Annotated in this window: 11 protein-coding genes and 1 pseudogene; 9 read left to right on the top strand and 3 right to left on the bottom strand. The window is 53.7% G+C overall.

Annotated features, from left to right (window positions below):
* Positions 1-56 precede the first annotated feature (56 nt).
* The 3 genes from ABV298_RS29245 to ABV298_RS29235 are packed head-to-tail and all read right to left on the bottom strand — an operon-like array spanning position 57 to position 4920.
* Positions 57-1583: a SusD/RagB family nutrient-binding outer membrane lipoprotein gene (locus ABV298_RS29245; RefSeq protein WP_353719663.1), complete on the bottom strand. Its 1527-nt coding sequence runs from the start codon at positions 1581-1583 to the stop codon at positions 57-59.
* An 18-nt stretch (positions 1584-1601) separates the two neighbouring features.
* On the bottom strand, positions 1602-3488 hold the full coding sequence (locus ABV298_RS29240) for a TonB-dependent receptor (protein ID WP_353723270.1): 1887 nt from the start codon (positions 3486-3488) through the stop codon (positions 1602-1604).
* Positions 3373-4920, bottom strand: coding sequence for a carboxypeptidase-like regulatory domain-containing protein (locus tag ABV298_RS29235; RefSeq protein WP_353719662.1), 1548 nt, complete (start codon positions 4918-4920; stop codon positions 3373-3375). The genes ABV298_RS29240 and ABV298_RS29235 overlap by 116 nt, the downstream gene beginning before the upstream one ends.
* A gap of 682 nt (positions 4921-5602) precedes the next feature.
* On the opposite strand from ABV298_RS29235, the gene ABV298_RS29230 reads away from it, so the two are divergent.
* From ABV298_RS29230 to ABV298_RS29190, 9 genes and pseudogenes are all read left to right on the top strand, one after another.
* A complete protein-coding gene (locus ABV298_RS29230) occupies positions 5603-7330 on the top strand; it encodes a family 16 glycoside hydrolase (RefSeq protein ID WP_353719661.1) in 1728 nt (575 codons plus the stop codon).
* 25 nt (positions 7331-7355) lie between these two features.
* On the top strand, positions 7356-9356 hold the full coding sequence (locus tag ABV298_RS29225) for a plastocyanin/azurin family copper-binding protein (protein ID WP_353719660.1): 2001 nt from the start codon (positions 7356-7358) through the stop codon (positions 9354-9356).
* Positions 9357-9527: 171 nt separating this feature from the next.
* The gene (locus ABV298_RS29220; RefSeq protein ID WP_353719659.1) at positions 9528-10136 is read left to right on the top strand and encodes a sigma-70 family RNA polymerase sigma factor; all 609 of its coding nucleotides are present in this window, start codon (positions 9528-9530) and stop codon (positions 10134-10136) included.
* Between the two features lie 402 nt (positions 10137-10538).
* A pseudogene (locus ABV298_RS29215) lies at positions 10539-11174 on the top strand (FecR family protein); the annotation flags it as partial.
* A gap of 217 nt (positions 11175-11391) precedes the next feature.
* Entirely contained in the window at positions 11392-11628 is a 237-nt protein-coding gene (locus ABV298_RS29210) for a DUF4974 domain-containing protein (protein ID WP_353719658.1), read from the top strand.
* A 326-nt stretch (positions 11629-11954) separates the two neighbouring features.
* Entirely contained in the window at positions 11955-15323 is a 3369-nt protein-coding gene (locus ABV298_RS29205) for a SusC/RagA family TonB-linked outer membrane protein (protein WP_353719657.1), read from the top strand.
* A gap of 184 nt (positions 15324-15507) precedes the next feature.
* Positions 15508-17040 carry a SusD/RagB family nutrient-binding outer membrane lipoprotein gene (locus tag ABV298_RS29200; RefSeq protein WP_353719656.1) on the top strand — a complete coding sequence of 511 codons (1533 nt, stop codon included), beginning with the start codon at positions 15508-15510 and terminating at the stop codon, positions 17038-17040.
* A gap of 33 nt (positions 17041-17073) precedes the next feature.
* Complete coding sequence (locus ABV298_RS29195) at positions 17074-18006, top strand: RraA family protein (RefSeq protein WP_353719655.1); 933 nt, start codon at positions 17074-17076, stop codon at positions 18004-18006.
* A gap of 192 nt (positions 18007-18198) precedes the next feature.
* The gene (locus ABV298_RS29190; protein WP_353719654.1) at positions 18199-19683 is read left to right on the top strand and encodes a mandelate racemase/muconate lactonizing enzyme family protein; all 1485 of its coding nucleotides are present in this window, start codon (positions 18199-18201) and stop codon (positions 19681-19683) included.
* Positions 19684-19703: the final 20 nt, after the last annotated feature.

Here is a 19703-nt window from a genome sequence, read left to right as displayed (position 1 = left end):
AGGAAAAGAGAGGAAGGGACAATCCTCCCTTCCTCCCTTTCCTCCTCCCCCTAAACCTACTTAGCGACCCAGATACGGGTGTTCAGGTCGTCGGCGCCCTGGCGTTTCACTGCTTCTTCGCGGTTGGCCCCGTTGAGCGATTGCTCCGAGAGCGGGTAAATGAAGCGTACCGGCACGCGGTTCTGGTTCAGGTTATCGGGCCCCGGCTTGATCTCCGGCATCCCTGTCCGTCGCCAGTCGAACCAGGCTTCCAGGCCGTTGAAATAGAACGCGACCCACTTTTGCAGCGCGATTTTCGCCAGTTTTTCATCCGTTGTCCCGGTGTAAGCGACAGCCGGTTGGGTGAAATAGGACGGGTCGGGCGTCACGTTGATGCCGTATGACGACGGTACCACGCTTCTCCAATAGTCGAAATTGCTCTGAACCCCCTTCATATAATATTCCTGGGCCGTTCCGGTACTGATCCAGCCTTTTTCACGCGCTTCGGCAAGGATGAATTGCAGTTCCGAATAATTCATCAGGATACCCCGGGGCGCGGCGGGATCGGGCGGTGCCTGACCGGGGTCGTTGCACACGAGGCACGCAAACGTATAACCTACCCGGGAAACACCCTGCGGCCCGCCGTTGTAATTCAACGCAGGTACGTCGCCCAGGCCATTAGGCACACCTTCGATTACCGGCTTGCCAGCCGCCACCGACGATTGCGACGGACGGCCAAATACCGCCAGACGCGGGTCTTTCAGTGCCGTAAGACGGTCGCTGAGCGTCTTGCTTACGCGGAACTCGTCAAACGATCCGACGCGGGCACCGTACAATGCCCATTGATTAGGAGCGGCGGCAAGGTATTTCAGCTCCGCATTATCCTGATTTCCTTCGAAAACCGGGTTTTTGGCAGTGTCGGCAAGGATAGCCTGCATTTCAGCCTTCACATCCTTTTGTTTCGAAATACGCATCAGATAGCGCAGACGAAGCGAATTGGCGAGCTTCCGCCATTTGATGAGCGACCCCGTGCCGCCGCCAAACAGAATATCTCCCGAAACAGCCGTAGAGCTGGCCGCAAGAATATCGTTCGCTGCTTTCAGGTCCGACAGGATACCGGCATAAATATTTTCCTGCGGATCATATTTAGGCAGGTAAACGGCGTCCGTCTTGCCTTTGGTCGCTTCGGTGTATGGAATGTCGCCGTAAGCATCGGTGGCGAGGGCAAACATCCATGATTTCAATATAAGCGCGATGCCTTTGTACGCATTCTTGTCGTCGGCACCTACCTGGTCCAGGATGTTTTTAACGTTACGCATATTTCCGTAAACATTATCCCAGATACTGTTTTGCTGGCCCCACAAATAGCGGTCCTCGTTTACGAACTGGATTTTGGCATGGTGCTGCACCACGATGTTACCGATACCCCAGGCGTCGTTCACCTGGCCGTTGATCATGTTGCGGATCACCCCGGCCAGGAGCAGGTCCGGTGTGACGTTATTGGGAACATTGTTGTTGGTGTTCACTTCCTCGAAGTCGTTGGTACACGCCCCGCCGGAGACGACCACCAACAGCATGATATATAGCGGAATTAGCTTTTTCATTGTTTTCCAATTGAAATATTACAGTTTGAAACTCACATTGAAACCATAGCTGCGGCTGGAAGGGATCGACATATACTCGATACCCGGCAATGCAGTCCCGCCGTTGTAAGCCATTGTTTCGGGGTCTACGTGCGGCACTTTCGACCACAGTGCAAGATTACGGCCTACCAGCGATATGGTAATGTTTTTGATCGGCGAACGGCTCAGCAAGCGGTTCGGGATCGAATAGCCCAGCTGCACTTCGCGCAGCTTCACAAACGACGCGTCGAACATGACGCCCTCGGCGATATTGCGGCCGCCGGTGTAGGCCGTATGCCATGCGCGGGCCGTCAGTTTCACTTCGTTTTTGCTGAACGTGCCATCGGCATTCTGAACCACGCCTTCGCCGATCACGCCGTTGCCCGGCTTGCTCAGATCGTACCCATCCGCGCGCCCTTCGAGGGTTTCCTTAATGATCCCTCCTTCACGCCCGACGGTTTGCGTGTGCGAATACAGCTTACCACCATGACGGACGTCGAACAGGAAGCTCAGTTTCAGATTCTTGTAACTGAACTGGTTGGAAATACCGGCCAGCCAGTCGGGATTGTAGTTGCCCATCTTCTGAACGTTGGTAGTAGGCACCGGGCGTCCGTCCTTGTAAACGATCTGGCCAACATACTGCCCCGATGCATCGTAATAGGGCTGCGAAGGGTTGGTGTTCTGTACGCGTGCGAATGCGATGCCGTACATATCGCCCATCCGCTCGCCTACGCGCGCCTCGATGCTAACCCCTTTGCTGGCCATGACAAAGTTGGTAATGCCGTCCGAGAGTTCGAGCACTTTACTGCGGTTGGCCGAGAAATTGAGGCCGATGTTCCATTTGAAATCGCTTGTTTCGATCGGCGTTACATTCAGCATGGTTTCAAAACCCCAGTTTTTGATCTCACCCGCATTGAAAAAACGGCCGTTGTAGCCGGTGGTCAGCGAAAGCGGGATCTGCAATATCTGGTTTTTGGTTTTGCTTTGATAGAATGTAAAATCCAGGCCCACGCGGTTCTTGAAGAAGCGCAGGTCGGCGCCCAGTTCGTACGCGGTGCTGATCTCCGGTTTCAGGTTGAGGTTAGCCAGGCGGTCGGTTTCGCCGTAGATCTGTGAGCTTCCGTAAGGCGTGCTGGGGTTGAATGCCTGTGTGAACGTGAATGGATCGGTGTCGTTACCAACCTGCGCGAAACTGGCGCGTAGCTTGGCAAAGGAAATCGCTTCGGGTAACTTCACCATATCGCTCAGCACAGCGCTCAATGCCACCGACGGATAGAAATACGAGTTGTTTTCGGTACCGAACGCTTTCAGCGCCGTGGGCAATGTCAATGCGCTGCTCCAGTCGTTACGGGCGGTGATGTCCAAAAACAGATAATTGCGGAACGACACCGACGCCGAACCGTACAAACTATTGATACGCTTGCCTACCCTGCTTTGGGAAGCTACCAGCGCAATGCGCGAGTTGGTGAGGTTATAAATGCCCGGCAGGTTCAACTGGCCCGCATTTTCCTCGTCGTAGACCGAGCTTTGGCGGTTCTGGTTGCCGCCGAATGTCGCCGTTACGTTGAAATCCTGGTTGAGGTCTTTGTTAAATGATAACAAAAAGTCGGTATTGCGCTCTTCGGTGTTGATCTTCACCTCGCGGTATTGTCCGAACGGGAAACGCTGCGTGCTAAATGCACGGCGGTATTCGCGGCGCTCGTTGCCCCAATCGGTAGCCGTACGCACTTGCAGGCTCAGCCAATCGGTGAAATCGTATTTCAGGATCACGTTACCGATAATCCGGTTCACATCCTGCCCATTGGTATTTGCGAAAACCGTCAGGTACGGGTTGTCGTGGTAGTTGTAGTTCCAGCTGAACTGACGCTGCTCCTCGGCGCCGTTCATCCATAAACGTTTCATATCCGAAACCTTCACCGAACGCGGCAACCAGCAATTGAAAAGGTACATAATGCTCTCCGTGCCGTAGCTGATCGACGGACGGTTGCCGCTGGCACTTTTGATATAGCTCACGAAGGTTTTGGCCGAAAACTTCCTGGTGAGGTTGTAACCCGCACTTAACGAGACGGTATGACGCTTCCAGATCGGTATTCGGGACGATCCCTGTCTGGTCGAGATGCGTGTACGACAAACGGAAATTGCCCTGGTCGTTGTTACCGATCAGCGCCACATTGTTGGTCAACGTACGGCCCGTTTGCAGGAAATCCTTCAAACCATTCACATCGGGCACCCAGGGTGTTGCGGTGATCACGCTTCCCGCCGGGGCATTCAGGTCACCGCCAAGATACGGGATCACCTGGCCGTTCAAAGTGCGCGGCGAGTTGAACTGAGGGTAGCTCTGGCCCTTGAACTCCGGGCCCCACCCTTCGTCGGTACCGTCCGTCAGACCTCCGCCGGCTCCGTTAACAAACGCAAAATCTCCGCCGTTGCCGTTTCCTTGTCCGTATCTGTTCTGATATTCAGGCAATTTCAATGCGCGCTCGAAGGTTGTATTGCTGTTTACCTCGATACCGATGCCTTTATTTCCTTTCCCCGATTTGGTGGTAATGAGGATCACGCCGTTGGCCGCTCTTGACCCGTATAACGCCGCCGCTGCGGGCCCTTTCAATACGCTCATGGTTTCCACATCATCGGGGTTGATAAAGCTCGCGCCGTTACCGAAATCGACTTCCAGGTTGCCCTGGCCCGAGCCGCCGGTGATGGCGTTGCTGATCGGCACGCCGTCGATCACGTACAATGGCTGGTTTTTATTCAAATCCACCGAACGTTCGCCGCGTATGGTCACACGGGCTGAGCCGCCGATGCCCGACGGGCTTCCTACCACCGTCACACCGGCCACTTTTCCGGCCAGCTGGTTCACAATGTTGGTCTCGCGCGCGGTAACAATGCTCTCTCCTTTCAACTCCTGCACCGCGTAACCCAGCTTACGCACGTCCTTTTTGATACCCAGCGCCGTCACCACTACTTCCTGCAACTGCTTCTGATCGGCCAGAAGCGTCACGTCCGCGATGGCCCGGCCGCCTACCGTCACCTCCTGTGAAACATAGCCCAGGAACGAGAACGTCAGCACGGAGCTCGCGCCCTTTACGGTGAGCTGGTACTTTCCGTTGGCATCGGTGACGGTCCCGTTGTTGGTGCCTTTTTCGATAACACTCACGCCGGCGAGGGGCAGCTTATCTTCATCGGAAGTCACCTGCCCGGTAACAACCGACTGGGCGACGCCCGCGTGGCAGTACAGCAGCCCCGTGAGCATCAGCCCGGTGTAGGCGCTTCTTCTGAAAATACTCAGCCGGAAGCATAAGTAAAATTGTCTGATCATGAGCACTTAGGTTATTTAGGTGAGAAAAAGATGGAATTGGCAAATACTTCTTGCAAGGCGCAAAAATCCGGTTAAATACAGTCTGTTATGTTAAGTATTTATTAACATACTATCAACAAATCCGGCAGCTCGGGTTACATCCGGGACCACCGGTAACGACTACTGATCGATGTTAGGAAATCTTGCCTGATGCTGTACTGAAACACCCGATGGGAACCTGCTCCCGGCGCCTTCCCGGCACGGCGTCCCTTTAAATTTACGAAATCGGATTTACATAAAATGCAACCATTCGATATGCTATTGGCTTGTATTTAAATTTTTTATAAAAATTGCCGGGATGGGACCGTCTGTGGTGTCGCCGTGTTTGAATAATACAGTAAAATGCCCGAACCGGACTATTACTCCCACCTTCGATTCGTGCACCGAATGCCGTCAGGGCCGGTTCCGTTCTACCCGCAACCCTAGCCGGTATACGCCGGTCTGCGTATTTCATCCCTGTTTAACTTTCGAATCGGCATCGCTGTCATGTGACCGCCTTTGGCGCCAACCCGTTCGCTATTGAAATAGTGTCCTTTTTTCGCCGAGAAAAGCTTCAAAAAATTCATACTATTTCCGGATATAATAGTAAAAAAAATGCCGAACTTCGCTTTTTAATTGTAAACAATACACTTAATCGATTCCAATGCATCAATTGTTTCAGAAAGTCTCCCTCCTGTTTCTGGCTTGTCCGGTGATGGTGACGGGTCAGACAACGAAGGGAAATTATTCTCCGCTTCCCCTCAAAGACCTCAGCGCATTTGAAAGCGCCGCCCCCAACTGGTCGATACAAGGCGGCATTTCCATACATCCTTCCGGTGCGGCGAAGCCTAAAACGCTCCCGGGTGACGGCATTCTGATCGGAAATCCGGGGAACGCGCTCGCCACCAAACTCAAGGCGAGCGACCTTCGATTGTTTATCGAGTTCAACGTTTCGCCGGGTGCCGAAGGGAATATCGTTCTGCCGGGCGGTCAAAAGGTGAGGATCTCCGACAGCAGCAAGCAGAAAGTGGCCGATGCAACCACCTCGGGTTATATTGGCCAGTTCCCGACGCAGAACGCTGCGAAATCGGCCGGCCTCTGGCAAACCCTCGAACTCTCCTATGATGCATCGGTACAACACGTTCCCAATTCCGCGCGCCTGAACACCCTTTCGCTCAACGGCGTAACGGTGCTTGAAACGGTTTACCTTCCCAATTCCAAAACCGCCGGCGACGGCCAACCCATCGCATTGGAGGTTACTAAGGGCAGTATCGCCTTCCGTAACGTGGGTTACCAACTTCTTGCTAACCTTAAACCACTGTCAATCAGCAATCTGAATTATAAAGTTTATTCAGACAAATGGGATGCCAAAGAATATAGCAAGCTGGATCACGAAGGCCGGTCGCCCTTGCTAACGCAGGAAGTGACCAACGGCATGCGCGAATTTCACCTCGTTTACGAAGGCGACATGGACGTGACCGAGGCCGGCGACTACATTTTCACGACCATTTATTCAGGCCCTGTCCTTTCCCTGGATGTCGACGGAAAGAATGTAATAAGCTCTGGCGAAAGCACTTCCCAGGAAACGCATACGGGTTCGGTGAACCTGACGCAGGGCAAACACAAGTTCAAAATCTATTACTCGCGTTTTCCGTGGCGCCAGCCTGCGTTGGGCCTGCGTGTGGAAAAGTCGGGCGTTCGCCCTTACGACCTCCATGCGCTATCGTCGCTCCCCGAGCCGGAACCCAAGCCCTATATCAGCGTAACGCCCGGCATGCGCCCGGAAATGGTACGTTCCTTCATTCAGGTGGAAGGCGAAAAATACAAACGCACGCATTGTATCTCCGTTGGTAGCCCCGATGGCTGGAATTACACCGTGGACCTGAACCGCGGCGCATTGGTACAGGCATGGCGCGGGCAGTTCGCCGACGTGACCGAGATGTGGTACGAGCGCGGCGAACCCCAATTGCTCTTCCCCGCCGGCCTGAAAGTACATGTATCCGGCCGCAGCAGCGTGGCCCTGCTCGACAATGCGAATACGGCATGGCCCGATTCTTCGGACATTAATTTCCTCGGTTATAAAATCGATCCGAAAGGTTACCCCGTATTCCGCTACGCCATTGGTTCGGCCACTGTCAGCGACGAGCTGGTATCCGGCGGCAACAGCCTTTCCCGCACATTCCGCGTCGAGGGCACGCCTTCCCGCCCACTGTATTCTTTGCTGGCGAGCGGCAAGCAGATTACCGAAATTGAAAAAGGTCTTTACCAGGTCGACGACCGCTTCTTCGTGCAGGTGGATAAAAAAGCGAGGGCCGTGGTCCGTCCGGCTGGCGAAATGAAGGAGCTCATCCTTCCTGTTTCCAATGCAACCAGCTATTCCCTGTTTTGGTAAAAACCTCATTATCCGATTTCTCTCAATGAAAAATATTCTCTTAACTACCCTGATCACCGCCGGCTGTATGAGCGCCTACGCGCAATCCAAGCCTAACAAAATCGACGATTACTACCGCATTGTTACCATTCCCATTCCGGAGGACATTAAAATGGAGGTGGGCGGAATGCAGGTGCTGCCCGATGGCCGCCTCGCCGCCTCGACCCGGCGTGGCGAAGTGTGGATGATAGGCAACCCCTATCTGAAAGGCGACGGCAAGCCTTCGTTCCACCGGTTTGCATCGGGCTTGCACGAGCCGCTGGGGCTGTATTACCGGGGCAAAGACTTCCTGGTATCCCAACGCGGCGAAGTGACACGCCTTGCCGACACCGACAACGACGGCGTGGCGGACGTTTACGATTCTTTCACGCGGTGGCCGCTGTCGGGCAACTACCATCAATACTCCTACGGGCCCGTAGCGATGCCTAACGGCGAAATGCTCGTGACGCTCAACCTCGACTGGGTAGGCCGTGGCGCCAGCCAGTCGAAATGGCGGGGCTGGATGCTGAAACTGAGCGAAGACGGCAAACTGACGCCCTGGGCGACCGGTTTGCGCTCCCCTTCCGGGTTCGGGTCTTACAAAGGCGACATTTTTTACACCGAAAACCAGGGCGACTGGGTAGGTTCCGGTCGCATGACCCATTTGGAAAAAGGCGATTTTGCGGGCAATCCGGCTGGCCTGCGCTGGAGCAAGGAAGAAGGCTCACCCGTCAAGCTCACGCCCGAAGACGTCCCCAACACCGGCGAGCCGCTTTATGACGTTGCCAAAAAAGTACTCGGCCTCAAACCGCCTGCCGTCTGGTTCCCGCATACATTGGTGGGTATTTCCACCTCAGATTTCAAAGAAGACATTACCAACGGCGCATTCGGGCCGTTTACCGGACAAATGTTCGTAGGCGATCAGGGCCATAGCATTATCACCCGCGTAGACCTCGAAAAAGTGAATGGCGTATGGCAGGGAACCGTATTTCCTTTTCGCGAAGGTTTCATGTCGGGCATCCTGCGCCTGGAATGGGGCCTCGACGGCTCGCTTTTCGTAGGCCAGACCAGTCGCGGATGGTCGGCGACGGGCAAGGCCGAGTTCGGGATTCAGCGGCTTGTGTGGACGGGTAAAATGCCGTTCGAAATGAAAACCGTGCGCTCGATGCCGGACGGATTTGAAATTACCTTCACCAGCCCCGTCGACAAACAGTCCGCCGCAGACCAGGGTGCCTACAAAATGAACAGCTTCACTTATCGTTACCATCGTACTTATGGCAGCCCGATTATCAACACGCAGGAGGTGCCTGTTAAGGGGATTATCGTATCGGAAGACGGCCTTCGCGTTCGCCTGGTGGTCGACCCGGCCACATTACGTAAGGGTTATATTCATGAGATCAAAACCGACGGCGTAAAGTCGCCGGATGGCAATAACCTGCTGCACACGACAGCCTATTATACGCTGAACGAAATTGCAAACGGGCAACCGGCCAATCCTTCGCAATTCACCACGACCGTAAAAGCCGCCGCCGTTGACCACAACGCGCACGCGATGCCCGCCTCGGGCGAAACGGCCGCCAATACCGCAGCCTCCGTAAAGCGTGTCACCGAAATGCCCGCCAGCTGGACAAACGGCCCCGATCAGGTAGTGACCATCGGAACCGTGCCGGGGCTGAAATTCGATATTTCCGAAATACAGGTGAAGGCCGGCAGCAAGGTCAAAGTTGTATTCAATAACAACGACGACATGCTGCATAACCTCGTCATAACCAAGCCAGGCGCAGCCAATGCCGTCGGCGAGGCGGGTTTGAACCTCGGTTTGAAAGGAACGGAGCTCAATTACGTGCCTCAAACCAACGATGTGCTTTTTCATACCAACATCGTAGAGCCCGAAAAATCGGAAGCCATCTACTTCGTGGCGCCGAAACAGGCCGGTACCTACCAGTACGTATGCACCTTCCCCGGCCATTACACGCTGATGCAGGGCAAACTTAAAGTAGTTAAATAAGCGGCCAGAGCGGCCATCCGGCGGGGCGGTGCGATACCGTCCCGCTTTATTTTCCCAAGACATTTCCGAAACCGAATAATTACCGTCATTTCACAAGGAGAATGCCACGATGCACCGCTTTGATTGGTATAATTCATTGATTTAATAAAACATTGCCGTTGCGTTAAGGATTTGAATCAGGAAGAAAACATATCGGATGCAAGCCAGACGAGTATCAGGCTCTGGCAGCGGTTCAAAGCCGGAGATTCGGAGGCGCTCGGACAACTGGCCCAGACGCATTACCGCGCATTGTACAACTATGCCACCAAGTTCTCCTCCGACCCCGACTTCATCCGCGATTCCATCCAGGAACTCTACCTCGAACTCTGGGAACGCCGCAATTTCCTCTCCGAAACCGCATTTGTGAAGTCCTATCTGCTCAAAGCGCTCCGTCACAAGCTCATTAAGGAAAGCATTCGCCTCAAACGCTTCCACGAGCCGCAAGTGGGTATTTTCGACGCCGACCCGTCGGCGCCTTCCATTGAAACCGATATCATCGAAGACGAGCACATACGCTTTCAGAACGGCCATCTTAAACGCATCATTTCGCTCCTCTCCAAACGTCAGCAGGAGATCATCTACCTGCGCTTCTACCAGAACCTCGACAACGAGGATATCGCCAGCGTCATGGGGCTCGGGCGGCAAAGCGTTTCCAATCTGCTTTACCGGACCTTGAAAGAAATCAAGGAAATCTGGGCACATGCCGAGTTTTTTTGGTTGTTGCTGGTGCTAGCGATTTAATCGGGAAAAAGGGAAGGTAAAATGGAGTAATAGGGCACGCGATGGGATGCGTTAAACGAACAAACAGCCTGAAAATCAACCTTCGTTTTCGCGTTCCACAGGTTCCCGGCCGCTATCCCAGAGCGATCCTGCGGAACACAACACCAAGCTCTTTTACCTTTTTAAACTATTTATACTTTTATACCTTTAAAACCTTTCATAACATTTAATACTTTCAACACATCCTCCCCATTCTCCCCTTTCCTCGTTCCTCTCTTTTCTCCTTCCCTTCAATATAATTTTTTCAAATTTTTTTTGATTTTTTTGGTTATAAACCGCTTTGAAACCGACATACCAATTTGAAGAGCCTGTAATGCTCGTTGAAGAGCCTGTAATGCTCGAAAATTACGCTTTGGTTAACCCATGAGTCTACACCGAACTTTTACCGTAGAGGAACTTGCGACGGACGAATCGTTCCGATGCTGGGTAATGTCCCCAACGCCGGAGCTCGACCGCCACTGGCAGCAATGGATCGGGGAAAATGCCGGGCGTGCCGGCGCGGCGGCGCTTGCCCGGGAACTGGTGCTCGCCGTCCATGAACTCTACAAGGACGACCTTTCGGACGAGACCATCCGGCATGAGATCGCCGAACTTACGCGCATCGCGGGCGAACGGGAAATGGAACGACGGGTACCGTTTTACCAACGGGCGGTTTGGCGTGCTGCGGCCGTGTTACTGCTTGCAGGCGGCCTGAGCTGGCTTTACTATACCACGCACAACACAATACCGCCGACAGCGAACACGCAGGAAGTTATTCTGGAGCGCGAAATGGTGGTTGAAACCAACTCCTCGGAAACGGAAATGACCGTGCTGCTGAGCGATAACAGCGTGGCTACGCTCGCAAAAGGTAGCAGCATCAGATATCCCCGGCGGTTCGCGGCCGATGAGCGGCGCGTATACCTTACCGGTGAGGCCTTTTTTGATGTAGCCAGAAATCCGGAACAGCCATTCCTGGTTTATACCAACCAGACCGTCACAAAAGTGCTCGGTACCAGCTTCCGTATCAAGGCGTTCGAAGGGGACAACACCGAGATGGTGGCCGTGAAAACGGGACGGGTATCTGTTTATCCCAAAAAAGCATATGAAATGCGGCGGGGACATCGGGCCCCCGAGGGCGTGATCCTGAACCCCAACCAGCAGGTGGTTTTCAACCGGAGGGACAACAAACTTGAAAAAACCGGAAGGGCCAACCCGGGGGTTACTGGCCGAGTCGGCGGTGCAAAAGGACCAGGTATTCGACGACAAGCCGGTTACCGAGGCGTTCGACGCCCTGGCGAGGGCCTACGGGATCAGCGTCGTCTACAATGCAGAAACGCTTTCCAATTGCATGATCAGCGCGCAGTTCGGGGAGGAAAATCTGAAACAGCGGTTGAACGCAATATGCCAGGCCATCGGTGCCGGATATAATATGGAGAACGGTCAGGTTGTGATCAGCTCCAGAGGTTGTAATTAACGGGCTGTTTTACAGCTGCTTTCAAATCTAAACCCTTTTCAGGACTAAAATCAGCTATCATTAATCCCGTTTTTGCCTATGACGTACCCGTAACACCGCTTTTCCCCTGAATGATAAAGAGCCGGTGATGATTGCGCCATCACCAGCCCTGCGACTCCCTCGCCCCGACTGGCATCTGCGGCGATAATGGAGTGTTTTGTCCCATCATTTCAATCCTGAACAAAACTTTCAAAAGTATGAAAAAACACCGACATCTACCCCGGCTACTATACAGGGCTATGCGAATATCATTATACCAATTATTTATTGCCCTAATCTTCGCCACTGTGTCAGCGGCCGGCACCGTTGGGGCACAGGATATTCTGAACCAAAAGATCACGATCCAGGTCAGTAACCTGGAAATGAAGACCGTACTGAACAAACTCAACAAGCTGACGCAGCTGCGTTTCACGTACAGCTCTCCGCTGATCAAATCGCAACGCAAGGTTTCGCTCAACGCCGTCGATAAGCCGCTTGGCGACATTCTGGACGACCTTTTCAAACCCGCCAACATCACGTATAAGATCGACGGCCGACAGGTTGTGCTCATCAAAAACACCGCCGGACCGGGCAGTGCATTACCCGAAATGATCCGCAACGACAACAATCTCGACCGGAATATCACGGGAAAAGTCACCGACGAAAAGGGGGCTCCTCTGCCCGGTGTGAGCATTGTGGTGAAAGGAACGAAAGCAGGCACTGCCACGGACACGGAAGGCGCATTTCAGCTGAGCGTTCCCGACGCGGGCGGCACACTGGTGTTCTCGTACGTGGGCTACACACCGCAGGAAATACCGCTGGGCAACCAGTCGAACTACGATATTTCCATGACGCCCGATGTCCGCAACCTCGAAATGGTGGTCGTAACTGCGCTGGGTATCAAGCGGGATGCGAAAAAACTGGGCTATTCCACCGCGACGGTGAACACGGAAGAGCTGACGACCAACCGTACAACCAACCTGGGTAACAGCTTGCAGGGCAAGGTGGCCGGCCTGAACGTAACGCCACCCGCGAGTGGCCCCGGCGGGTCTACCAAAATCCGTATCCGCGGCCAGTCGTCGTTCGGGGGCAACAACTCTCCGCTGATCATCGTCAACGGCATTCCGATCAACAACAGCAGCGTTTCGGCGGGCGGTTCCAATGGCAATGGCACGGGCAACCCTACCGGCGGTTCTTCGGATGCGGGTGACGGCCTGCAAAGCATTAACCAGGACGATATCGAGTCGATGACCGTGCTGAAAGGCGCGGCGGCCGCGGCATTGTACGGCTTCCGTGCGAAAGACGGTGCGATTATCATTACCACCAAAAGCGGCAGTAAAACCACCGGCATCGGCGTGGAACTTAATTCCAACTTCCAGGCACAGGAAGCATTGGATTATACCGATTTTCAGTATGAATACGGCCAGGGAGAGTTCGGAAAACGCCCTACCTCCGTGGCAGAAGCGCAGAGCTCCGGCGTATTCGCATTCGGAGAGAAACTCGACGGCAAGCCGACGCCCCAGTTCGACGGCAGCATGCAACCTTACGTGGCCCACAAGGACCGTATCAAGAAGTTTTACCGCACAGGAACCAGTTTTACCAATTCAGTTGCATTATCAGGCGGCAATGAAAAAGGAAATTTCCGCCTCTCTTTCGCGAATACCGATGCCAATGCGATCATGCCGAACTCGGCTTATCATAAAAAAATCTTCAACCTTGGTTTGAATTACAAGTTTACCAAAAAACTCTCGGCGCAACTGAACGCAAACTATTCCAACGAGTACAACAAGAATCCGCCCCAGATCGGTATCCAGGACATGAATGCGAATACCACCATTTATACCCTGGCCACAAGCATCGATACCGACTGGCTGAAAAACCGCAAGGACGCCAACGGCAACGAAATGCCCCTGTCGCGTTTCACAAACCGGAACAACCCGTACTGGGTCGCCTATGACCGCTTCGAAAACGTGCGCCGCGACCGGATTTTCGGTAACACTTCGGTACGCTATGATTTCACCGACTGGCTATTCGTGCAAGGCCGCATCGGCCAGGATTATTACACCCGTCCGTACAACTACAACCGCCCTACCGGCACGCGCTCCATCGGTGCCGTCGCGACCGGCTTCAATGGCTATTACTACCAGGATGTATCGACATTCCGTGAACGTAATATGGATATCCTCATCGGCGCCAACAAGTCGTTCGGCGACTTTGGCATCGACATTACACTCGGCGGCAACCAGATGTTGCAGGTAAACGATAACGTCTCGACCGCAGTCACCAACTTTTACGTACGTGATCTCTACACGATCGCCAACGGCCAGATCAAGAACCCGAATTACAGCTACGGAAAAAAGAAGGTCAACTCGATTTACGGGTCGGCCGAATTTTCTTACAAAAGCTTCCTGTTCCTGAACGTAACGGGCCGCAACGACTGGTTCTCGACGCTGAACCCGCAGTCCAACAGCTACTTATACCCATCCGTAAGTGGCAGCTTCGTGTTCAGCCAGGCGTTCAATACCGCGCCCGACTGGCTCACTTACGGCAAACTCCGGGCAGCTTATGCCGAGGTAGGTGGCGATACCGACCCGTACTCGAACAATCTGTACTATGGTATCAACGCGAACCCGTTCAATGGAACGGCGCTGGGTAACCTGCCTTCTACGATCAGTCCGAACGCCAACCTACGCCCGCTGAAAGTGAAAGAAACGGAGATAGGTCTGGAAATGAAGACATTCGACAGCCGTTTGAACCTCGATCTCTCTGTGTACCGCAAAAATACCGTCGACGAGATCCTGAATGTGGACATTTCCAATACTTCGGGTTTCAGCCAAACGAAAGTGAATGTAGGCAAGCTACGTAACCAGGGGGTCGAGTTCTTGCTGACCGTCGTGCCGGTCCGCAACGATAATTTTACCTGGGAAACCAGCTTCAACGGCAGCTACAATATCAGTAAGGTAATTGAACTGGCCGAAAGACAGGAGCGGTTCGATGTCGGTACGGGCGAATTTTTCGGCATTGTTTCGCATGAAATCGGCAAGCCCCTTGCTTCGCTCCGGGGATTTGACTACAAACGCGATGCCCAGGGCCGCATCGTTACGTCCGGCGGTCTGCCGCAGCAAGGCAGCCTGGTTACATTCGGCAGCGCGATCCCCAAATGGGTGGGCGCCTGGGTGAATACGATCAATGTAAAAGGTTTTCGCATTGGAACACAGGTCGATTTCAAGGCAGGCAACAAGATCCTCTCGAACTCCAACCTGAACTTCCTGCGTGAAGGGCTTTCCAAATCGTCGCTCGTAGGCCGCGAAGACGGCGTGTTGCTGGACGGCGTAACCGCCACCGGCGAGCCGAACACTCAACGCGTAGAAGCAGAGCAGTTCTATACCGCCTACCGCAGTACCAACATCGCCACACCGTTCGTGTACAACGGCGCATTTGTGCGCTGGCGGACGCTTTCGGTAGGTTACGACCTGTCGCGTTTCCTGCGGGAGAAAACCTTCATCAAGGGCCTGACGCTCTCAGCGATGTGCAACAATGTCCTGATGATCAAGAAGTATATCGATAACCTCGACCCCGAAGCGCAAGTATCCGCGTCCGACAACCTTCAAGGCATCGAAACGCACACGCTGCCAACGACAAGAAGTTACGGGTTGAATTTAAACATTAAGTTATAGAAGGAGGAAGGAGAAAGAAGGAAGGAGAAAGAAGGAAGGAGGAAAAGGAAAATACAATTCACTCATTCACTCATTCACTCATTCCACAACGGATCATTCAGTCATTCAATCATTCAGTCATTCAATCATTCAGTCATTCAATCATTCAGTCATTCCACAGCGGATCATTCAATCATTAAAATCCATGAGAAGATTATTCATATATGCAACGGTGGCCGCGGTTCTGGCGGGCGCGAGCGCTTGTGATAAAGGATTTGAGGACGTAAACAAAAATCCGGTGCTCGCGACGAACGTCGACCCTGTCTATCTGTTCTCGAACGCGCAGTTTACGTCGGCCATTGCGACGCAAAACTACCAGATGCAAATCGTGCAGCAGATCAATACGCCTTACACCGGCGTACTCGAAGGCGGTAACCATAATGCGGTTTCCGACCCCAATTCCAATGCAAACTTCAACTCGCTGTATCTGCAAAACGGGCCGGTGAACCTGCTCACGACCGTGATTGCCCAAACGAAGGATAATCCGGCGCGGAGTAACCTGTACCACATGTCGCGGATCTGGAAGGCCTACGTATTTATGGTTTTGGTGGATACCTATGGCGATGTGCCGTATTTCGAAGCCGGAAAGGCATTTCTGGAAGGCATTAACCTGCCCAAATACGACGACCAGAAGCTGATTTACGACGACATCCTGAAAGAATTACAGGAAGGAACCAAAGGCCTGGACGCGAGCAAGGCCATCGAGGCGGGCGATTTGTTTTTCAAAGGGAACATCGCACAGTGGAAGAAACTCGGTAACTCGCTGTTGCTCCGAGCCGCCATGCGTTATTCCAAAATCGATGCGGCCAAAGCGAAGCAATACGTAGCGGTGGCGGTCGACCCGGCTAACGGCGGCTTGCAAAGCTCCAATGCCGACAACGCGCTGATCGCATTTAATAGCACATTCAACCACCCGCTGGCCAACTATTTTCAGGGTACCGAGCGCGGCAATGTGTACCTGGGCAAAGCATTCGTCGATTTCCTGAAAGCAACCAACGATCCGCGCATCCGCGTGATTGCCGTGAAATACGAAACCCCAGGTAACCCGCTCGCCACCGCGGGGGCGGAGGATACTACGCCTGCCAACCAGCAAGGCATGCCTTACGGCTACAACGAATCCACGATCGTGAATGCGCCTGATTTCCCGGGCAAGATCGGTTCCGCGTTTAAATACTCGCAAATCAACCGCCGTACGCTGGGCAAGATCGATGCGCCGGAATTTTTCATTACCTATTCCCAAACCAGCCTCCTGCTGGCGGAAGCCGTGCAGCGCGGCTGGGCGACAGGCGACGTGAAGGCATTGTACGAAGCGGCCGTGCGCGCACATATGAACCAGATGGCCACCTACGACGTCCTCGCGACGATTCCCGCCGCCAGCCAGGACGCTTACCTGGCGGCGAACCCGCTTGTACCGGCCAAAGCCCTGGAACAAATCAATAACCAGTACTGGATTTCTTCCTTCCTGAATGGCTCCGAGGCATGGGCAAATTTCCGCAGGAGCGGTTTTCCGGTACTTCCCATCAACAATTACCCGGGCAAGGACCCCTCGGTGAAAGATTTCATCAGAAGATTGGTGTATCCCGTCCGCGAGCGCTCAGTGAACGAAGCCAATGTGCTCGCGGCGATCGCACGCATGGGCCCCGACGAGTTGGGAACACCCGTTTTTTGGGATAAATAATACAAATCATTACCAACCCTTAATTACTCTTTTATGCTTAAACAAACCTTGCTTGCAGGAGCGTTTGTGCTGGGAAGCGTCGCTGCCTACGCACAGGCGATCTCCCCCACCCCTGATCAGATCAAAGCGTACACCTCGGCCTGGAAAGGTGAACGGTCGCCCGATGGCCGGCCGCACGTTTCGGACGCGATCCTGGCCCGGCTGAAAAACATTTCGATGGAAGAGGCCTGGGGCGTATTGCGCAACAAAGGCTACCACAACCAGTTCGAAGGCGACTGGCAGCTGATCCACAACGACAGCACCATGACCGGTCGCGTGGTAACGGCACAATACATGCCGTCCCGCCCCGATTTACAGGACCTGGTAAAGGAAATAGGTAAAAAGGAGGGCCGCGTACAAACCGGCGGCACTAACTCCTGGCCCATCGACGTGCTCAAAGAAGGCGACGTGTACGTAGCGGACGGTTACGGCAAGATCGCCGACGGTACGCTTATCGGCGACAACCTGGGCAATTCCATTTATGCGAAATCCAAGCGTGGGGTGATCTTTTACGGCTCGGTGCGCGACGTGGAAGGCCTTAGCGAGATCAAAGGCTTCAATGCCTGGATCAAAGGCCAGGACCCGTCGTACATCCAGCAGATGATGCTCACGAACATCAACACGCCGATCCGTATCGGTCGGGCGGTGGTGCTTCCGGGGGATGTGGTGCTGGCTAAAAAATACGGCACCATCTTTATTCCGGCGCATTTGGTGGAAGAACTGGTGATCACTTCGGAAGTAACGGCGCTGCGCGACGAATTCGGTCACCTGCGCCTGCGCGAGGGCAAGTACACGCCCGGGGAAATCGACACAAAATGGTCGGAGACGATTCAAAAGGACTTTTTGAATTGGGTAAACAACTACCCCGGCAAACTGCCCATGACGAAGAAGGAGCTGGACGATTATTTAAAGGAAAGGAATTATTAGCGGCTGTCGGCTGTCGGCTGTCGGCTGTCGAAAAAGAGGGCAAACCCGATAATCCAGGTTCCACAACCAAAGTAAAATTAAAAAAATAGTAATCCCGGCCCTGTCAGCCGCCGCTACCGGCTTTGCGTTCGAAATTCGACAAAAAATAAGCCGAAGTACGACAGCCGACAGCCGAAGTAAACACAACAACCAATGAAAAACATCCTGAAACAAATCATCGAGTCCAATAAACAAGTTGAACAGGCTGAAAAAGCTGCCGTTGCGGCGGAAATTGCCAACCCTGCTACCAGGGATAGCCGTCGTAATTTTTTGCGTAAAACGGCCGTGGGGGGCATTGCCTTAGGGGGCTTTATGTCGATGTCCACCGAGGATACCATTGCGCAGGCTACTTCGAAGGTGAGCCGCGCCTCGAAGCCTTCGGAATTAAAAATTACCGATTTGCGCTATTGTATCGTGCAAAATGTAGGCCGCACGCCGATTATCCGCATCGACACCAACCAGGGCATTTACGGGCTCGGGGAAGTGCGTGACGGCGCAGACGAGCGTTACGCGTTGTTCCTGAAAAGTCATTTGCTGGGACAAAACCCGTGTAATGTGGAGCAGTTGTTCAAATCCATTAAACAGTTCGGTTACCACGGCCGCCAGGCGGGCGGTGTCTGCGGGGTCGAAATGGCCCTCTGGGACCTCTGCGGCAAAGCGTACGGCGTGCCTTGCTGGCAGCTATTGGGAGGACGTTACCGCGATAAAGTTCGTTTGTATGCGGATACGCCGGAGTCTAACGACATAAACGAGTTCAAGCAAAAAATCAAATTCCGTACGCAGGACCAGGGCTATACCTGGCTGAAAATGGATATTTCGATCGGTATGCTCCGCAACAGCGAGAACGCCGTCGTGAACAACAAGTTCTGGGGCGGCGGTTTCTCGCAATGGGCGGGCGATTACCATTCGTATGCCAATACCAAACACCCGTTCACGGCGATCCAGATCACCCCGAAAGGGCTCGAAGAAATGGCCAAAGTAGTAGAGGACGTGCGTAGCGTGGTAGGTTACGAAATACCGCTGTCGTCCGATCACTACGGTCATTTTGACCTCAACAACGGTATCCGGCTCGGCAAGGCGCTCGACAAATACCGCCTCGCATGGCTCGAAGACATGGTTCCCTGGGAATACACCGATCAATGGAAAACCATTTCCGACGCATTGGAAACTCCCACGCTTACCGGCGAGGATATTTACCTCAAAGAGGGCTTCAAAGCATTGATCGAACAGCGCGCGGTGGATATCGTGCATCCCGACCTGGCGTCGTCGGGCGGGTTGCTGGAAACCAAACGCATCGGCGATTATGCCGAAGATCACGGCATTGCGATGGCGATGCACTTTGCGGGTACGCCGGTGAGCTTTATGGCCAACGTGCATTGCGCCGCCGCCACGCAAAACTTCCTGGCACTGGAACACCACTCGGTGGACGTGCCATGGTGGGAAAGCCTTGTAAAAACCACCGACGGCCGTAAGCTGATCGACAAAGGCTACGCGCCGGTGCCCCTCGAAGCACCCGGCCTGGGCATCGAGCTGAACGAAGAAGAGGTTAAAAAACACCTGCATCCGAAGGACAAATCCTTCTTTGCGCCAACGCCCGACTGGAACGAAAAACGTTCGCACGACCGGCTGTGGAGCTAGCTGTCTGAGAGTTGGTAGGG

Origin of the sequence: Dyadobacter sp. 676, assembly GCF_040448675.1 — a bacterium.
In the GTDB taxonomy this organism is placed as follows: Bacteria; Bacteroidota; Bacteroidia; order Cytophagales; family Spirosomataceae; genus Dyadobacter.
Note: the sequence above shows the minus strand (reverse complement) of the source record. Positions and strands in the feature narration are given on the sequence as shown.

What these genes read in the sequence shown, in the direction of transcription:
- ABV298_RS29245 (WP_353719663.1), bottom strand. Translation starts at nt 1,583, where the DNA reads ATGAAAAAGCTAATTCCGCTATATATCATGCTGTTGGTGGTCGTCTCC.
- ABV298_RS29240 (WP_353723270.1), bottom strand. Translation starts at nt 3,488, where the DNA reads ATGAACGGCGCCGAGGAGCAGCGTCAGTTCAGCTGGAACTACAACTAC.
- ABV298_RS29235 (WP_353719662.1), bottom strand. Translation starts at nt 4,920, where the DNA reads ATGATCAGACAATTTTACTTATGCTTCCGGCTGAGTATTTTCAGAAGA.
- ABV298_RS29230 (WP_353719661.1), top strand. Translation starts at nt 5,603, where the DNA reads ATGCATCAATTGTTTCAGAAAGTCTCCCTCCTGTTTCTGGCTTGTCCG.
- ABV298_RS29225 (WP_353719660.1), top strand. Translation starts at nt 7,356, where the DNA reads ATGAAAAATATTCTCTTAACTACCCTGATCACCGCCGGCTGTATGAGC.
- ABV298_RS29200 (WP_353719656.1), top strand. Translation starts at nt 15,508, where the DNA reads ATGAGAAGATTATTCATATATGCAACGGTGGCCGCGGTTCTGGCGGGC.
- ABV298_RS29195 (WP_353719655.1), top strand. Translation starts at nt 17,074, where the DNA reads ATGCTTAAACAAACCTTGCTTGCAGGAGCGTTTGTGCTGGGAAGCGTC.
- ABV298_RS29190 (WP_353719654.1), top strand. Translation starts at nt 18,199, where the DNA reads ATGAAAAACATCCTGAAACAAATCATCGAGTCCAATAAACAAGTTGAA.